Below are 14,578 nucleotides of genomic sequence, written 5' to 3' on the forward strand. Positions count from 1 at the left end.
GGGTTTTCCCCCATGTCCGCGCGCCGTCTCCCTCGGTAGCGTGGCGATCACGACAAGGGGGTCAGATGAGACCATTCAGGAAAACCCTGGCGGTTCTGACAGCGGCACTCACCGTCTCCACACTGGCGACCGGCATCGCGGAAGCCGGCGAACAAGGCAACGCCCGAGCCGTGCTCCGCTACACCGAACACGGCATCCCGCACATCGTCGCGAAGGACTACGCCGGACTCGGTTACGGGTACGGCTTCGCGGCGGCGACCGACAACGTCTGCGAGCTCGCGAGCATCTACCTCACGGTGAGCGGGCAGCGGTCGCGGTACTTCGGCCCGGAGGGTGGCGGTTACCCGTCGCTGTCCGAGGCGGAGAGCAACCTGCACAGTGACCTGTTCTTCCAGCAGATCAACGACTCCCATGTCGTCGACCGGCTGGTCGCGCAACCCGCGCCGCTGGGGCCGCGCCGGGAAGTCCGCGAAGTCGTTTCCGGCTACGTCCAGGGGTTCAACGCCTACCTCGCGCGCACCGGCCGCGCCGGCATCTCCGATCCGGCCTGCCGCGGCGCCGGCTGGGTGCGGCCGATCACCGAGCAGGACTTCTACCGGCACTTCTACGCCATCGCGGTCACCGGTGGCCAGGGCGTCGTCACCGAAGGCCTGTTCACGGCGCCGCCGTCCGGCGCGACGCCCGCCCCGGGCACCGGCGCGCAACTGTCGGCGAAGGTGGCCCAAGCGCTGAACGGCAGCGGGCTCGGCAGCAACGGCATCGCCGTCGGCGCGGACTCGACCGCGGCCGGCCAGGGCAGCGTGCTGCTCGGCAACCCGCACTACCCGTGGCACGCCGGACGCCGGTTCTGGCAGAGCCAGCTGACCATTCCCGGCCGGCTCGACGTCGCCGGCGCGAGCCTGCTCGGCATGCCGTTCGTCCAGATCGGGCACACCGCGGACGCGGCCTGGACGCACACGGTGTCCACGCCGGTCACGTTCGGGTTGTTCGAGGTGCCGCTGAAGGCGGGTGACCCGACGACCTACCTCGTCGACGGCAAGCCCGAGAAGATGACGTCCCGCGAGGTCACCGTCCAGGTGCGCCAGGCCGACGGCGCGCTGAAGCCGGTGCGCCAGACCTTCTGGTCGACGCGCTACGGGCCGGTGCTGAGCGACTTCCAGGGCATTCCGCTGCCGTGGACCACGAAGTCGGCGTACACCGTGCGGGACGCCAACGCGACGAACATGCGCGGGCTCAACACGTGGTTCGAGCTCGACCAGGCCCGCAGCACGGCCGACATCGTCGGCGCGCTGAGCCGCACGCAGGGCGTCCCGTGGGTCAACACCATCGCCACCGACCGGGCGGGCAACGCGCTCTACGCCGACATCCAGGTCGTCCCGCACGTCACCGACGAGCAGGCCGAAGTCTGCAGCACTCCCCTGGGAAGGCAGACTTTCCCGGACGTCGGACTGGCCATTTTGGACGGTTCGAAGTCGTCGTGCCGGTGGGGTTCCGACCCCGGCGCGCTCGAGCCGGGCATCTTCGCGCCGTCGCGGCTGCCGCGGCAGCAAAGCCGGGACTACGAGCTGAACGCGAACGACAGCGCCTGGCTGGCCAACGCGAAGGCGCCGATCACGGGCTACCCGCACATCGTCGGGGACATCGGCACCGAACGCTCGCCGCGCACGCGGGAGGCGCTGCTCACCGCCGAGAAGGGCGGGTTCACGACGGACTCGATGAAGAAGATGCTCTTCGCCGGCCACAGCCTGTTCGCCGACCTGACGGCGGCGGACCTGGCGAAGCTGTGCGCGTCGTTCCCGGGCGGGCAGGCGCCGTCGTCGTCCGGTCCGGTGCCGGTCGGGCCGGCGTGCTCGGCGATCGCGAACTGGGACCACACGTACACGCTCGACACGCGGGGTTCGCTGCTGTTCCAGCGGTTCGCGGCGCGGCTCGGCAACGTCGACCGGTTCTCGGTGCCCTTCGATCCGAAGGCGCCGCTGACCACGCCGAACACGCTCAACACCGGCAACGCGGACGTGCGGAAAGCGTTCGGCGACGCGCTGGTGGAGCTGCGCACGGCCGGGCTGGCCCCGGACGCGAAGCTGCGTGACGGCCAGGCGGTCACCCGCAACGGCGAGCGCATCCCGATCCACGGCGGGCCGGGCTTCCTGGGCGTGCTCAACGTGATCACGCCGGTGTGGGATCCCGCGCGCGGCAACGTGGAGGTCCAGCACGGGTCCAGCTACATCCAGGTGGTCGGTTTCCGCGGGCGCGCGTGCCCGGACTCCTCAACGGTGCTGACGTACTCGCAGTCGGCGAACCCGAACTCGCCGTACTTCAGCGACCAGACGAAGCTCTACAGCCGGGGTGAATGGGTGAAGGAACGCTTCTGCGAAGCCGACATCCTGCGCTCTCCCGCGCTGCGGGTCGTCGTGCTGCGCTGAACTGGACGACACTATATCCGGATATGCGGATATACTGCTCGGCATGCGTGTTCTCGTGGTGGGAAAGGGCCCGGTGGCCCAGGTCCTGGCGACGTCCATGGCCGGCGGTCACCGGGTCGGGTTCGCGGTGCGCGAGCGGACCGGCGACACCCTGCTCGCCGGGAGCCGCCGGCTCCGCACCGTGGGCCCCGCCCGGCGGGTCGGCCGGCGAAGCGTCGACCTGACGACGGTCGAGGACCGGGGAGCGGGATGGGACGTGGTGATCAGCACGGCCTCGCCCGCCTCGCCAGGGGTGGCCGAGCTGCTCGGCCGGTCGTCGGCGGCAGTCGTCGCCGCGGTCACGCAGGTGCCTTCCGAGGTGGAGCTGCTGCGCGAGCTGGCGGGCGACCGGCCATGGGGCCTGGTGGTTCCCGAGTTCTTCGCCGGTGGCGCCGATCCGGCGTGGTGGTGGCCGCCGGCCCGGGCCCGGTTCACCGTCGCCGGTCCCGCGTCGGCCTCGCTGCGGTCCTTGTTCCCCCGGCCGCGGTGGGCGCGGACCGCACCGCTCGCAGCTCCGCTGGTGGCCGCGGCGGGCACGATGCCCGTCGTGGCCGGGCTGCACGCCGTGGGCTTCGACCTCGCGGCCGCGCGACGGTCTTCACGGCTGCTCGCGGCCGCCGCGACCCAGGCGCGCGCCGCCGTCGCCGCCGGGTTCGGCGGCCCGCGCCCGCGTCCGGTGCGCCCGCTCGCCGTGCGCGCGGCACTGTCCGTGCTCCCCCAGCTGGCGCCCTTCGACGTGCAGCACTACCTCCGCGGGCACTTCGGCGGACACGGCGGGCAGACTGTCCGGATGCTGCGTGACTGGGCGGACCTGGCCGGCCGCCACGGCCTCCCGGCCGGCGAGCTCGACGAGCTGCTGTACTCGGCCGAGGAGGTCGCCGGATGATCGAGGACGCGCTCACCACGGCGCTGCCGGTGTTGCGGGCGCTCGGCGAAGCGACCCGGGTGCGGGTCATCGGCGTGTTCCTCGAGCGCGGTGGCTCCGCCACGGTCGGCGAGGTGCAGGCGGAGCTCGGGCTACCGCAGTCGACGGTGTCGCGGCACCTGCGGATCCTGCTCGACGCCCGCCTGCTGACGGTGAGCCGGGCGGGCCCGCACCGGATCTACCGCCTCGACGTCCCCGCCGACGCCCTCGACGCGCTCGACGCCGTCACCGCCCGGGTGCGGGAGTGCCAGCACCCGTGACGGTCAGGGCTGGGGCTGCTGCTGGCTCGCGAGGGTGCCGGCCGCCATGCGGCGGGCGACGTCCTTGCGCAGCCACAGCAGCCACAGCCAGATCGCCAGGAACACCACGCCCAGCACGGAGATCGCCGGCAGCCAGAACACCAGCGCGATCAGCACCACCTGCAGGGCGAGGATGAGCGGCACCGCCCACGGCTTCTTCACGAACCCGCACGTCACGACCAGCACCAGCGCGACGGCCAGCACCGTCCAGCCGGTGCCGGTGCTGATCCCGCCGCCGAGCTTGTTCACCACCGGCAGGGCCAGGGCGACCGTGATCGCCTCCATGATCAGCGTCCCCGACATCACGCCGCGGAAGCCCTTCATCGGGTCCTTCGGCTTGGGCGCTTCCGGAGCCTGGGGAGTTTCCGGGGTCTCGCTCACGCCGGCTCCTTCCCGAACAGCGTGCGCGTCTCGCCGACGGTGACCACCGAGCCGGTGACGAGCACGCCGCCGCCCGCGAGGGGCTCTTCGGGGTCGTCGCTGGTCTCCACGAGCGCGACCGCCGTCTCGATCGCCGTCTCCAGGTCGGTCTCGGCGACCACCCGATCTTCGCCGAACACCGAGATGGCCAGCTGGTTCAGCTCTTCCAGCGGCATCGCGCGCGGCGAGGAGTTGCGCGTCACGACGATGTCGGACACCACCGGCTCCAGCGCGTCGAGGATGCCGTGGGCGTCCTTCTCGGCCATCACGCCGACCACCGCGACGAGGCGGCGGAAGGCGAACTCCTCGGCCACGGTCGCCGCGAGCGCGCGGGCGCCGTGCGGGTTGTGGGCCGCGTCGATCATCACCGCGGGGGCCGCGCGGACCCGCTCCAGCCGGCCCGGCGTCTCGACCTCGGCGAACGCCTCGCGGACGGCCTCGACGACCAGCTGCTTGTCCTTGCCCGCGCCGAAGAACGCCTCGACCGCCGCCAGCGCGAGCGCGGCGTTCGCGGCCTGGTGGGCGCCGTGCAGCGGCAGGAAGATGTCGTCGTAGACGCCGCCGAGGCCCTGCAGCTTGAGCAGCTGCCCGCCGACGGCGACTTCGCGCTCCAGCACGCCGAACTCGCTGCCCGCGCGGGCGACCGCCGCGTCGACCTCGACGGCGCGCTCCAGCAGTACCTTCTGCACTTCGGGGTCCTGCTCGGCGATCACCGCGACCGAACCGGCCTTGATGATGCCCGCCTTTTCCCGGGCCGCGCCGAGGATGTCCGGGCCGAGGTATTCGACGTGGTCGATGCCGATCGGCGTGATGACCGCGACGGCGCCGTCCGCGACGTTCGTCGCGTCCCAGGCGCCGCCCAGGCCCGCTTCGAGCACGGCGGCCTCCACCGGCGCGTCGGCGAACGCGGCGAACGCCATCCCGGTGAGGATCTCGAACTTGCTCATCGCGACGCCGTCCGCGGCGGCACCGTCCACCATGGCCACGTACGGCGCGATGTCGTGCCACAGCTCGGCGTAGCGCGCGGCCGAGATCGGCGCGCCGTCGAGCGCGATCCGCTCGGTGACCAGCTGCAGGTGCGGGCTCGTGTAGCGGCCGACGCGCAGGCCCATCCGGGTCAGCAGCGCGTCGATCATGCGGGCCGTGGAGCCCTTGCCGTTCGTGCCCGCGATGTGCAGCACCGGGTAGCCGCGGTGCGGCTCGCCCAGCAGCTGCGTCAGCGCGGAGATGCGGGTCAGCGAAGGCTCGATCTTCGTCTCCGGCCAACGCTGGTTCAGCTCGGCCTCGACGGCCATCAGCTCGCGGCGGGCCTCGGGCCCGTCCGGGCTGCCGTACGCCTCGGGTTCGCCCTGGTCGTCGAGCTCGTGCAGCTCGGTGTCCTCGGGCACGGTCAGGTCGGGCACCGGGCCGGTGGCGAGGTTGTCGCCGAGCTGGCCGACCCCGCCGATCCCGCCGCGCGAGCCGCCGCCGACGTCGAACGCGGTGTCCCGCGCGTCCAGCTCCGGGTCGTGGTCGTCCGAGTCCTCGTACCCTTCGGCACCGAGCTCGTCGACACCCGCGAAGCTGTCCAGATCCGACAGGTCCGGCCTGCGACCTGTCTCATCCTGCGGCACTGAATCTCCTCCGGCCTGGGGTTTTCGCACTGGCTTCCGAGTCTACGTGCGTGACAGGTGGCACTCTCGACCCATGCCGTTCAACCACAACGACCACTACCACCCGCTGCTGCTGGACCTGCTGCCGCCCGGACCGGGGATCGCGCTGGACGTCGGCTGCGGCACCGGCCGGTTCGCGCGTCGGCTGGCTGCCACCGGCATGGCGGTGGAGGCGGTCGACGTCTCGGCCGCGATGGTCGAAGCGGCGGCGGGCCTCGGTTCGCCGGGGCCGGGGAAGATCGTCTACCGGCAGGCGGACGTCACCACCGATCCCCTGCCCGAAGCGCACTACGACTTCATCTCGTGCCTCGCGTCCCTGCACCACATGCCGTTCGAAACGGTCGCGAAGCTGCGCCGCGCCCTGGTGCCCGGCGGCGTGCTCGTGGTGCTCGGCCCGGCGAAACCGAGCACGCCCGTGGACTGGGCGCGGGCGATCGCGGCGGTCCCGCTCAACGCGCTCGCGCGGCTGGTCGTCTACGCCGGCGAGCGGCTGAACGGCGGCGGCGAGGACGGCCCGAAGGCCCCGGTCGTCGACGACTTCCCGACCATGGCCGAGATGCGCCGCGAGGCGGCCCGGCTGCTGCCCGGGAGCACCGTCCGGTCGTTGCTCTTCTGGCGGACGCTGATCACTTACCGTGAGCACGGCGAAGGTGACCCGACAGGCGGGTGAAGTCCGCACCCTCGCCGTCCGGGGCTCGCTAGATGTGGAAGCAGCGTTTCCACCAGCGAGAACGGGGTCTTCATGCGCATCACCCGGCTGCTCATCGCCGTCGCCTCGGCAGCCATCCTGCTGCCGGCGTCGGCCACCGCCGCCTCCGCGGCGAGCATCGGCAGCTACGTCGCCCTCGGCGACTCCTACACCTCCGGGCCCTTCATCCCGGTCCAGCGGCTCGACCCCCTGGGCTGCGGGCGGTCCACCGCGAACTACCCGTCGGTGCTGGCCGCGGCGCTGCACGCCGGGCGGTTCACCGACGTCAGCTGCGCCGGCGCCGACACCGGCTCGATGACCAAGTCCCAGGGTGTGCCGTTCAACGGCACCAACCCGCCCCAGCTGGGCGCGCTGCGGATCGACACCGACCTGGTCACGCTCGGCATCGGCGGCAACGACTACGGCGTGTTCGGCAGCTTGATCTCGACGTGCCCGGGCCTGCGGGCGGGCGACCCGACGGGCAACCCCTGCGAGAAGCACTTCGCCGGCTCGGTCACCTCGTCGATCGACAACATCGGGCCGCGGGTCGAGGCGGTGCTCGCCGCGATCCACGAGCGGTCGCCGCGGGCGCGGGTGCTGGTGGTCGGCTACCCGCGGATCGCGCCGGAGAAGGGCTACTGCCCGGACGTGCTGCCGTTCGCCGACGGTGACTACGCGTGGCTGAGCAGCGTCGAGGAAGCGCTGAACCGGATGCTGGCCGACGCCGTGGACGGGGACGGGAACGCGGAGTTCGTGGACACCTTCGGCCCGTCGCGCGGCCACGACGCCTGCGCGCGCGGTTCGGCGTGGATCAACGGCAAGGACCAGAACATCTTCGTCGCCGCGGCCTACCACCCGCTCAAGGCCGGGATGGCCGGGGTGGCGGCGGTGATCCTCAAGTCCCTGCGCTGACGCCTCTGAAGGTGGCCTTCAGAGCATCTGGTCGGGGTCGGTCACGAAGTCCAGCACGATCCGGGCGAACTCGTCCGGCAGCTCGGCCGGGGCACCGTGCCCGGCGTCGATCGCGGCGGCGCGCGCGTGCGGGATCGCGGCGACCAGCTGCCGCTGCTGCTCCGCCGTGATCAGCCGGTCGTGCGCGCTGCCGAGCACCAGCACCGGTGCGGTGATCTTCGGGAGCACGGCCCGCAGGTCGACGGCCCGGTCGGCTTCGATCTGCCGGTCCGTGCCCGGCTCGATCATCGTGCCCAGGGTCTTGACCAGCTGTTCGTTGCTCTCGGCGGTGGCCTGCTCCCAGTAACGCGGGCCGAACGCCATCAGCGGCAGCATCCGGGCGAACGTCCCGGTTTCGAGCAGGTCGAGCCAGTACCGGAACTCGGCGTCCTGCCTCGTGTCGGTGACGGGCCAAGCGGCGTGCAGGACCGCTTTCCGGACGCGACTCGGGCGCGTACCGGCCAGGTGAGCCGCCACGACGGCGCCCAGCGAATGGCCGACGACGTGGGCGGCGCCGGCTCCCGCGTGGTCCAGGACGGCTTCGGCCTGCGCGGCGAGGTCCTCGACGGTGATCGGGCCGCCGCGGTCGGTGGTCCGGCCGGAGCCGGGGAAGTCCGGGGCCAGGACGGTGAAGCGGGTCGCTTTCGCCGTCAGCGGCGCCCACTGCTCGCGGGAGGCGGCGGTGCCGTGCAGCAGGAGCAGCGCGGGGCCGTCGCCGGTCCGGTCGTAGTGGACGACGGTGTCTTCACAGGTCACTTCGGGCACGGTCGTCTCCTTCAGGCCGTGATCGCGCGGAGGGCGGCCGTGAACGCCCGCGGGTCCTCCTGGTGCGGGATGTGGCCGCAGCCGGCGAGGACGTGCACCCGGGCGCCGGGTGTCTCGGCAGCGCAGTTCCGCGGGACTTCGAGGGGGATCTGGGCGTCGACCTCGCCGTGCAGGTAGGTGATCGGGACCTTGAGGTCCTTCAGCCGGGGCCGCGGGTCGTAGGCGGTGATCTCGGTGAACAGCGCGTCGATGTAGACGCCCGAGTCGAGCAGCTGGCGGACGGTCCAGTCGACGAGGCCGGGCGAGGCTTTCGGGCCGAACCAGCCCGGCACCCAGCCGGCGACGGTGCCGAAGCGGTCGTCGACGAGCTTCTTCCGCAGCTCGTGCACGGTTTCGCGCATGCCGGTGCTCGGCCAGTAGCCGGGGCTGTCGACCGCGACGACGTGCTCGACCAGCTCGGGGCGTTCGAGCGCCAGTTCGGTGGCGAAGACACCGGCGATGCTGGAGCCGACGACGACGGGCTTGATCGCCAGTTCTTCGATGACCGTGGCGAGGTCTCCGACGGCACCCTCGATGGTGTTGCCCTCGAGCGGCCGGTCCGAGCGGCCGCACCCGCGCCAGTCGAGGGTGACGACGCGGTGGTCGCGCACGAGGTCCGGCAGGCACGACTGCCAGACGCGGCCGCTGGCGCCCCAGCCGTGCAGCAACAGCAGGGCGGGACCTTCGCCGGCGTCTTCGTAGTAGAGGCGGGTGGTGTTGACGTTTGCGTAAGGCATGTCCCGAGCGTCGCCTCCGGACGTTCCCGTATCGAGGGCCAGCCGGCTCCTACACTCATCACGATCGCTGATGAATGGGGTCTTCCGTGGAGCTTCGCCAGCTGAGGTACTTCGTGACGGTGGCCGAGGAGCTGCACTTCGGCCGGGCGGCGGAGCGCCTGCACATCGTCCAGCCGGCGGTGAGCCAGCAGGTCCGGCGGCTGGAACGTGCACTGGGCGTGACGCTGTTCGCCCGTTCGACGCGTTCGGTGGCGCTCACCGAGGCGGGACAGCGGTTCCTGCCGCACGCGCTCGCGGTGCTGGCGGCGGCCGACCGGGCGGCGGATTCGGTGTCCGAGTTCCGCTCTTCCGGGTCTTCGGTCCGCTTGGGGACGAGCGAGGGCTTGGGTGACCGGCTGGACGTACTGCTGGGCGCGTTCGCCCGGCTGGCGCCTTCGGCTTCGCTGGAGCTGGTCCACGCACCGACGGCGCAGCGCCTCCAGCGGGTCCGGGAGGGTTCGCTTTCCGCGACCATCGTGCGGGGCTCGTGGCCCGCTTCCGGCCTCGACTTCACTCCCTTGTGGATGGACGAGGTGCTGGTGGCGTTGCCCGCGTCTCATCCATTGGCTTCTTCTTCGGAAGTTTCCTTTGCTTCGCTGGCTTCACTTCCCGCGCGGCTCAGTTCGCCTTCGCGGAATCAGCCGTTGCACGACCTGGTCGTGTCGTGCTGCCGGGAGGCCGGGTTCGAGCCGGTACTGGGCAAGGAGTTCACGACGGCGCAGGACACGTTGGGGACGCTGGGTTTCGGCCGTCCACACTGGACGGTGTTCTACCGGGCGCACGCGAATCTGCTGCCGATCCCGGGCGTGGCCTTCCGGCCGCTGGTGGAGCCTTCGCCGCGAATGCAGACGTACTTGGCGACACCGTCGGAACGGCGGTTGACCCCGGAGCTGGTGGCGTTGATCGAAGCGGCGCGGACCATCGAGGCGGGCTGAGCAGCCCCCGATTTCCAGGCTACCGAAGGGGTACGACAAAGCCCGGCACTCCGCGAGGGAGTGCCGGGCTTCGGTCAAGCGCCTCAGGAAGCGGGCAGCGCCGCCAACCTCGCCGTGATGCGGTCGATGTCCGCCACCGCCGTCTCCTGGCGCGTCTTGATCTTGCCGACCACGTGCTCCGGGGCCTTCGCGATGAACGCCTCGTTGCCCAGCTTCGCCTCCGTCTGGGTCAGCTCCTTCCGGGCCGCCGCGAGGTCCTTCTCCAGCCTCTTGCGCTCCGCCGCCACGTCGACCGTGCCCGACAGGTCCAGCTCCACCGTCACCACGCCGTCCGCCAGGGCCACCTCGAGGGACGCGCTCGCCGCGAAGTCCTCCGCGGGCTCGGTCAGCCGGACGAGCGAGCGGATCGCCGACTCGTGACCACCCGTGTAACCCGCAAGCCGGGATGCCACCTTCTGGCCCGGCTTCAACCCCTGGTCCGCGCGGAACCGGCGGATCTCCGTCACCAGCTTCTGGACGTCCGCGATCCGGGCGTCGGCCACCGCGTCCGCGTAGCCGGCCGCGGGTGAAGGCCACGCGGCGATCACCAGCGACTCGCCGCCGGTCAGGGCCGTCCAGAGCTTCTCCGTGATGAACGGGATGAACGGGTGCAGCAGCCTGAGCACCGTGTCCAGCACGTGCCCCAGGACCGAGCGGGTCGCGGTGACCCGGGAGGAATCCCCTTGGTACAGCTGGACCTTCGCCAGCTCCAGGTACCAGTCGCACAGCTCGTTCCAGGTGAACTGGTAGAGCGCGCCCGCCACCTTCGCGAACTGGAAGTCCTCGAACAGGCCGTCCACTTCGGACACCAGCGCGCCGAGACGGCCCAGGATCCAGCGGTCCGCCTCGGTCAGATCCGCGGCAGCAGGCAGCGGAGCAGTGACCGAAGCCCCGTTCATCATCGCGAACTTCGTCGCGTTCCACAGCTTCGTGCAGAAGTTGCGGGAGCCCGCCGCCCACTCGTCGGCCAGGGCCATGTCCGCACCTGGGTTCGCGCCGCGGGCCAGGGTGAACCGGGTGGCGTCCGCGCCGTAGGCGTCCATCCACTCCAGCGGGTCGATCACGTTGCCGCGCGACTTCGACATCTTCTTGCCGTTCGCGTCGCGGATGAGCCCGTGCAGGTACACGTGGTCGAACGGCTGCTTGCCGTCCATCTGGTGCACGCCGAACATCATCATCCGGACGACCCAGAAGAACAGGATGTCGTAGCCCGTCGACAGGACGCTGGTCGGATAGAACTTGGCCAGATCCTCCGAAGAGGCGGGCCAGCCCAGCGTCGACATCGGCCACAGGCCCGAGGAGAACCAGGTATCGAGCACGTCCGGGTCCTGCGTCCAGCCTTCACCGGACGGCGGTTGCTCGTCCGGTCCGACGCACACCACTTCACCGTCCGGGCCGTAGTACACCGGGATCCGGTGGCCCCACCACAGCTGGCGCGAGATCGTCCAGTCGTGCATGTTGTCGACCCAGTCGAAGTACCGCTTGCCCAGCTCCGGCGGGTGGATCTTCGTGCGGCCGTCGCGGACCGCGTCGCCGGCCAGCTTGGCCAGCTCCTCGACCTTGACCCACCACTGCAGCGACAGCCGCGGCTCGACGACCGTGTCGCAGCGCGAGCAGTGCCCGACCGCGTGGACGTACGGGCGCTTCTCGGCCACGATCCGGCCGGCCTCGCGCAGCGCGGCGACGACCGCCGGGCGCGCCTCGAACCGGTCGAGCCCCTCGAACGGCCCGGGCGCGGTGATCTCCGCGCGCTCGTTCATGATCGTCAGCATCGGCAGGTCGTGGCGGCGGCCGATTTCGAAGTCGTTCGGGTCGTGCGCCGGGGTCACCTTGACCGCGCCGGTACCGAACTCGGGGTCGACGTGCTTGTCGGCCACGATCGGGATGCGGCGGCCGGTCAGCGGCAGCTCGACCTCGGTGCCGACCAGGTGCGCGTACCGCTCGTCGTCCGGGTGGACGGCGACCGCGGTGTCACCCAGCATCGTCTCCGCGCGGGTCGTCGCGACCACGATCGCGGTGTCGCCGTCGCCGTAGCGGATCGACACGAGCTCGCCGTCGTCGTCGTTGTGGTCGACCTCGATGTCCGAGAGCGCGGTCTGGCAGCGCGGGCACCAGTTGATGATCCGCTCGGCGCGGTAGATCAGGCCCTCGTCGAAGAAGTTCTTGAACACCGTCTGGACGGCCTTGGACAGGTTCTCGTCCATGGTGAAGCGCTCGCGCGACCAGTCGACGCCGTCGCCGAGGCGCTTCATCTGGCCGAGGATCCTGCCGCCGTACTCGGCCTTCCACTCCCAGACGCGCTCGACGAACTTCTCGCGGCCCAGGTCGTGGCGCGAAAGGCCCTCGCCGGCCAGCTGGCGCTCGACGACGTTCTGCGTCGCGATGCCCGCGTGGTCCATGCCCGGCAGCCACAGCACCTCGTAGCCCTGCATGCGACGGCGGCGGCTCATCGCGTCCATCAGGGTGTGGTTGAGCGCGTGGCCCATGTGCAGGGAACCGGTGACGTTCGGGGGCGGCAGTACGATCGAGAACGGCGGCTTCTCCGACGAGGCGTCGGCCGTGAAGTACCCGGCCGCTACCCAGCGGTCGTACATCGGTGCTTCCTCGGCGGCCGGGTCCCAGGCACCCGGAAGGTCGGTGGTCTGCTGCGGAGCGTTCTCGGTCACAATGGACAAGTCTACGAACCCGTCACGGCGGGTCACCCAGGGGGAAGGCACTCGGGATGGCACAGCCTCAGCAGCCGCAGGATCCGGACGATCGGCGCTTGGAGACGCACCCCGACCTGATGAACCCCGACTGGCAGCAGCACGCCGAGCGGGACGCCTGGCTGGGCGCGAAGAAGGAGCTCAAGAAGCGCCGCAAGCACGAGCGCCGCACCGGCGGTCACCAGCCGGGACACAGCCGGTGGCCCGGCGTGCTCGCGCTGGCGCTGGTCGTCGTCCTGGTCGTGGCGGCGATCGTCGTGCACCAGATCCAGGGCGTCGGCGTCAACGAGGACCCGTTCCTGTTCTTCGGGTCGTAACGATCTTCCCCCGCTGTCGATGATCAGGCATCGACTGGGGGGGAAAGCACGTGGACGACGACGACCTGCTCGACTCGCACCCGGACCTGATGGACCCGGAGTGGCGCAAGCACGCGCGGACCGATGCCTGGCTGGGGGCCAAGAAGGACCGCAAGCAGCTCCGCAAGCAGCGCAAGCGCGGTGCCCGGAAACCGCACCGCCGCTGGTGGATACTCGGCGTGCTGGTGGCGATCCTCGCCGTGACGACGACGGCGATCGTGCTCGTCGGCCGCCGGGCCCCGGCGCGAGAGGCCGCCCCGGAGACGCCGAACCCGACGCAGGTGGCGCAGTACGCCCATGTCGACCTGGCCGAGCCGTACGTGAACACGCCCGCCCAGAACTGGACCAAGGGCGTCGGCGGCATCACTTCGCCCGCCGCGGCAGCGGTCGGCCCGTTCAAGGCCGAGGCGGTCGCCGACGCGTACGCGCAGGCCCGCCGGGCCATCACCGCCGCCCACCTCGAGCCCGCGGTGCTGTTCTCGCACGATCCGAAGGCCTACCTCGCACTCTTCGCCCCGGACCAGCGCGAGCAGATGACGCCCTGGCTGACCGAGAAACCGGCGAAGGACAAAGCCGGCTTCGACTCCTACCTGACCGAGATCGCCGACGGCTACCACCTGCTCGACGCGGGGCCCCGCACCTTCGGCACGCTCACCGCGCACGCCGGCGAAAAGCCCGGCGAACTGGCCGTGGACGCGAAGTACGTCGTCGCCTACGCCTTCGACAACGTCCACCCCGAATCGCTGACCAGTCCGAACGAGATCGTCAGCTTCCTGCGGGTCGATGAGACGTATGTGGTGGTCACCGGCTCCGGCGTCGCGAAGTCCAGCCGGGGGCTGTGGCTCGACGGCGGCCAAAGCGCGACTTCGTCGGTCGGCTGCGCCGCCGCCCGGGAAGGCTTCCTGGCTCCCGGCTACGCCAATCCGCCGTCCGGCCCGTCGACGGGCGACGACCAGGACGCGCCCGGCTACTACGACCCGAAGTACCCGGTGCCGACCCTCGACGGCTGCCACTGACCCACCCGCGCTCCCGGCAGGGAGTGCGTCACATCCAGATGCACAGTCTGGACTGTACAGTTAACCTGTGTGTATGGGCGAAGTACCCGCACACGTAGCCGAGAGCGCCGGCTGGATCCGCGCGGTCGTCGGGCAGCTGCACCGCCGGCTGCGCCAGGTCGACAACGCCGGGATCCTCACGCCGTCGCAGTCCGCCGTGCTCAACCGGCTCCACCGCGACGGCCCCGCCACCCAAGGTGAGCTCGCGGCCGCCGAACACGTCCGGCAGCAGTCGATGGCCGCGACCCTCGGCGTCCTCGACGAGCTCGGGTACCTCGCCCGCACGCCCGATCCGGCCGACCGGCGACGCGTGGTGATCAGCCTTTCCGAGGCCGGCGCCGACACCGTGCGCGGCATCCTGCAGCACCGCGACGAGTGGCTGGCCCTGGCGCTGGTGGACGCGCTGTCCCCCGCCGAGCTCGACGCCGTCACCCACGCGCTGCCGCTGCTGCAGCGCGTCGCCCAGCACTGAAGGGACTTCTCACGAGCACCGTCACCGCCCCCGCGAAGT

Annotated in this window: 14 protein-coding genes; 9 read left to right on the top strand and 5 right to left on the bottom strand. The window is 71.3% G+C overall.

Annotated features, from left to right (window positions below; genetic code table 11):
- Positions 1 to 65: 65 nt before the first annotated feature.
- The 3 genes from ACZ4TR_RS17360 to ACZ4TR_RS17370 are packed head-to-tail and all read left to right on the top strand — an operon-like array spanning position 66 to position 3,647.
- A complete protein-coding gene (locus ACZ4TR_RS17360; RefSeq protein ID WP_465287942.1) occupies positions 66 to 2,423 on the top strand; it encodes a penicillin acylase family protein in 2,358 nt (785 codons plus the stop codon).
- A gap of 43 nt (positions 2,424 to 2,466) precedes the next feature.
- Positions 2,467 to 3,348, top strand: a complete 882-nt coding sequence (locus ACZ4TR_RS17365) for a hypothetical protein (protein ID WP_465287943.1) — start codon at positions 2,467 to 2,469, stop codon at positions 3,346 to 3,348.
- Positions 3,345 to 3,647: an ArsR/SmtB family transcription factor gene (locus tag ACZ4TR_RS17370; protein ID WP_465287944.1), complete on the top strand. Its 303-nt coding sequence runs from the start codon at positions 3,345 to 3,347 to the stop codon at positions 3,645 to 3,647. Before ACZ4TR_RS17365 ends, ACZ4TR_RS17370 begins: the two co-directional genes overlap by 4 nt.
- 3 nt (positions 3,648 to 3,650) lie before the next feature.
- Here the strand turns inward: ACZ4TR_RS17370 and ACZ4TR_RS17375 are convergent, their stop codons facing one another.
- On the bottom strand, positions 3,651 to 4,010 hold the full coding sequence (locus ACZ4TR_RS17375) for a DUF4233 domain-containing protein (protein ID WP_364517449.1): 360 nt from the start codon (positions 4,008 to 4,010) through the stop codon (positions 3,651 to 3,653).
- A gap of 53 nt (positions 4,011 to 4,063) precedes the next feature.
- Entirely contained in the window at positions 4,064 to 5,719 is a 1,656-nt protein-coding gene (gene folC / locus ACZ4TR_RS17380) for a bifunctional tetrahydrofolate synthase/dihydrofolate synthase (RefSeq protein ID WP_465287945.1), read from the bottom strand.
- A gap of 73 nt (positions 5,720 to 5,792) precedes the next feature.
- On the opposite strand from folC, the gene ACZ4TR_RS17385 reads away from it, so the two are divergent.
- Together ACZ4TR_RS17385 and ACZ4TR_RS17390 are read left to right on the top strand one after the other, a co-directional pair.
- Positions 5,793 to 6,428 carry a class I SAM-dependent methyltransferase gene (locus tag ACZ4TR_RS17385; RefSeq protein ID WP_465287946.1) on the top strand — a complete coding sequence of 212 codons (636 nt, stop codon included), beginning with the start codon at positions 5,793 to 5,795 and terminating at the stop codon, positions 6,426 to 6,428.
- A gap of 72 nt (positions 6,429 to 6,500) precedes the next feature.
- Complete coding sequence (locus ACZ4TR_RS17390) at positions 6,501 to 7,358, top strand: SGNH/GDSL hydrolase family protein (protein WP_465287947.1); 858 nt, start codon at positions 6,501 to 6,503, stop codon at positions 7,356 to 7,358.
- Positions 7,359 to 7,376: 18 nt separating this feature from the next.
- Here ACZ4TR_RS17390 and ACZ4TR_RS17395 read toward each other — a convergent pair whose 3' ends face one another.
- Together ACZ4TR_RS17395 and ACZ4TR_RS17400 are read right to left on the bottom strand one after the other, a co-directional pair.
- Entirely contained in the window at positions 7,377 to 8,162 is a 786-nt protein-coding gene (locus ACZ4TR_RS17395) for an alpha/beta fold hydrolase (protein WP_465287948.1), read from the bottom strand.
- 11 nt (positions 8,163 to 8,173) lie between these two features.
- Positions 8,174 to 8,938: an alpha/beta fold hydrolase gene (locus tag ACZ4TR_RS17400; protein ID WP_465287949.1), complete on the bottom strand. Its 765-nt coding sequence runs from the start codon at positions 8,936 to 8,938 to the stop codon at positions 8,174 to 8,176.
- A gap of 86 nt (positions 8,939 to 9,024) precedes the next feature.
- On the opposite strand from ACZ4TR_RS17400, the gene ACZ4TR_RS17405 reads away from it, so the two are divergent.
- Positions 9,025 to 9,912 (top strand): LysR family transcriptional regulator, encoded by an 888-nt coding sequence (locus ACZ4TR_RS17405; protein ID WP_465287950.1) that lies wholly within the window; start codon positions 9,025 to 9,027, stop codon positions 9,910 to 9,912.
- Positions 9,913 to 9,995: 83 nt separating this feature from the next.
- Here the strand turns inward: ACZ4TR_RS17405 and ACZ4TR_RS17410 are convergent, their stop codons facing one another.
- Positions 9,996 to 12,617: a valine--tRNA ligase gene (locus tag ACZ4TR_RS17410; protein ID WP_465287951.1), complete on the bottom strand. Its 2,622-nt coding sequence runs from the start codon at positions 12,615 to 12,617 to the stop codon at positions 9,996 to 9,998.
- A gap of 56 nt (positions 12,618 to 12,673) precedes the next feature.
- On the opposite strand from ACZ4TR_RS17410, the gene ACZ4TR_RS17415 reads away from it, so the two are divergent.
- From ACZ4TR_RS17415 to ACZ4TR_RS17425, 3 genes are all read left to right on the top strand, one after another.
- The gene (locus ACZ4TR_RS17415) at positions 12,674 to 12,973 is read left to right on the top strand and encodes a hypothetical protein (RefSeq protein WP_465287952.1); all 300 of its coding nucleotides are present in this window, start codon (positions 12,674 to 12,676) and stop codon (positions 12,971 to 12,973) included.
- A 50-nt stretch (positions 12,974 to 13,023) separates the two neighbouring features.
- Positions 13,024 to 14,028 (top strand): hypothetical protein, encoded by a 1,005-nt coding sequence (locus tag ACZ4TR_RS17420; protein ID WP_465287953.1) that lies wholly within the window; start codon positions 13,024 to 13,026, stop codon positions 14,026 to 14,028.
- Positions 14,029 to 14,101: 73 nt separating this feature from the next.
- Positions 14,102 to 14,539, top strand: coding sequence for a MarR family winged helix-turn-helix transcriptional regulator (locus ACZ4TR_RS17425; RefSeq protein ID WP_465287954.1), 438 nt, complete (start codon positions 14,102 to 14,104; stop codon positions 14,537 to 14,539).
- The last annotated feature ends 39 nt before the right edge of the window (positions 14,540 to 14,578 follow it).

It is taken from the genome of Amycolatopsis sp. NPDC028719 (assembly GCF_055565395.1).

What these genes read in the sequence shown, in the direction of transcription:
- ACZ4TR_RS17360 (WP_465287942.1), top strand. Translation starts at nt 66, where the DNA reads ATGAGACCATTCAGGAAAACCCTGGCGGTTCTGACAGCGGCACTCACC.
- ACZ4TR_RS17365 (WP_465287943.1), top strand. Translation starts at nt 2,467, where the DNA reads ATGCGTGTTCTCGTGGTGGGAAAGGGCCCGGTGGCCCAGGTCCTGGCG.
- ACZ4TR_RS17370 (WP_465287944.1), top strand. Translation starts at nt 3,345, where the DNA reads ATGATCGAGGACGCGCTCACCACGGCGCTGCCGGTGTTGCGGGCGCTC.
- ACZ4TR_RS17375 (WP_364517449.1), bottom strand. Translation starts at nt 4,010, where the DNA reads ATGAAGGGCTTCCGCGGCGTGATGTCGGGGACGCTGATCATGGAGGCG.
- ACZ4TR_RS17385 (WP_465287946.1), top strand. Translation starts at nt 5,793, where the DNA reads ATGCCGTTCAACCACAACGACCACTACCACCCGCTGCTGCTGGACCTG.
- ACZ4TR_RS17390 (WP_465287947.1), top strand. Translation starts at nt 6,501, where the DNA reads ATGCGCATCACCCGGCTGCTCATCGCCGTCGCCTCGGCAGCCATCCTG.
- ACZ4TR_RS17400 (WP_465287949.1), bottom strand. Translation starts at nt 8,938, where the DNA reads ATGCCTTACGCAAACGTCAACACCACCCGCCTCTACTACGAAGACGCC.
- ACZ4TR_RS17415 (WP_465287952.1), top strand. Translation starts at nt 12,674, where the DNA reads ATGGCACAGCCTCAGCAGCCGCAGGATCCGGACGATCGGCGCTTGGAG.
- ACZ4TR_RS17425 (WP_465287954.1), top strand. Translation starts at nt 14,102, where the DNA reads ATGGGCGAAGTACCCGCACACGTAGCCGAGAGCGCCGGCTGGATCCGC.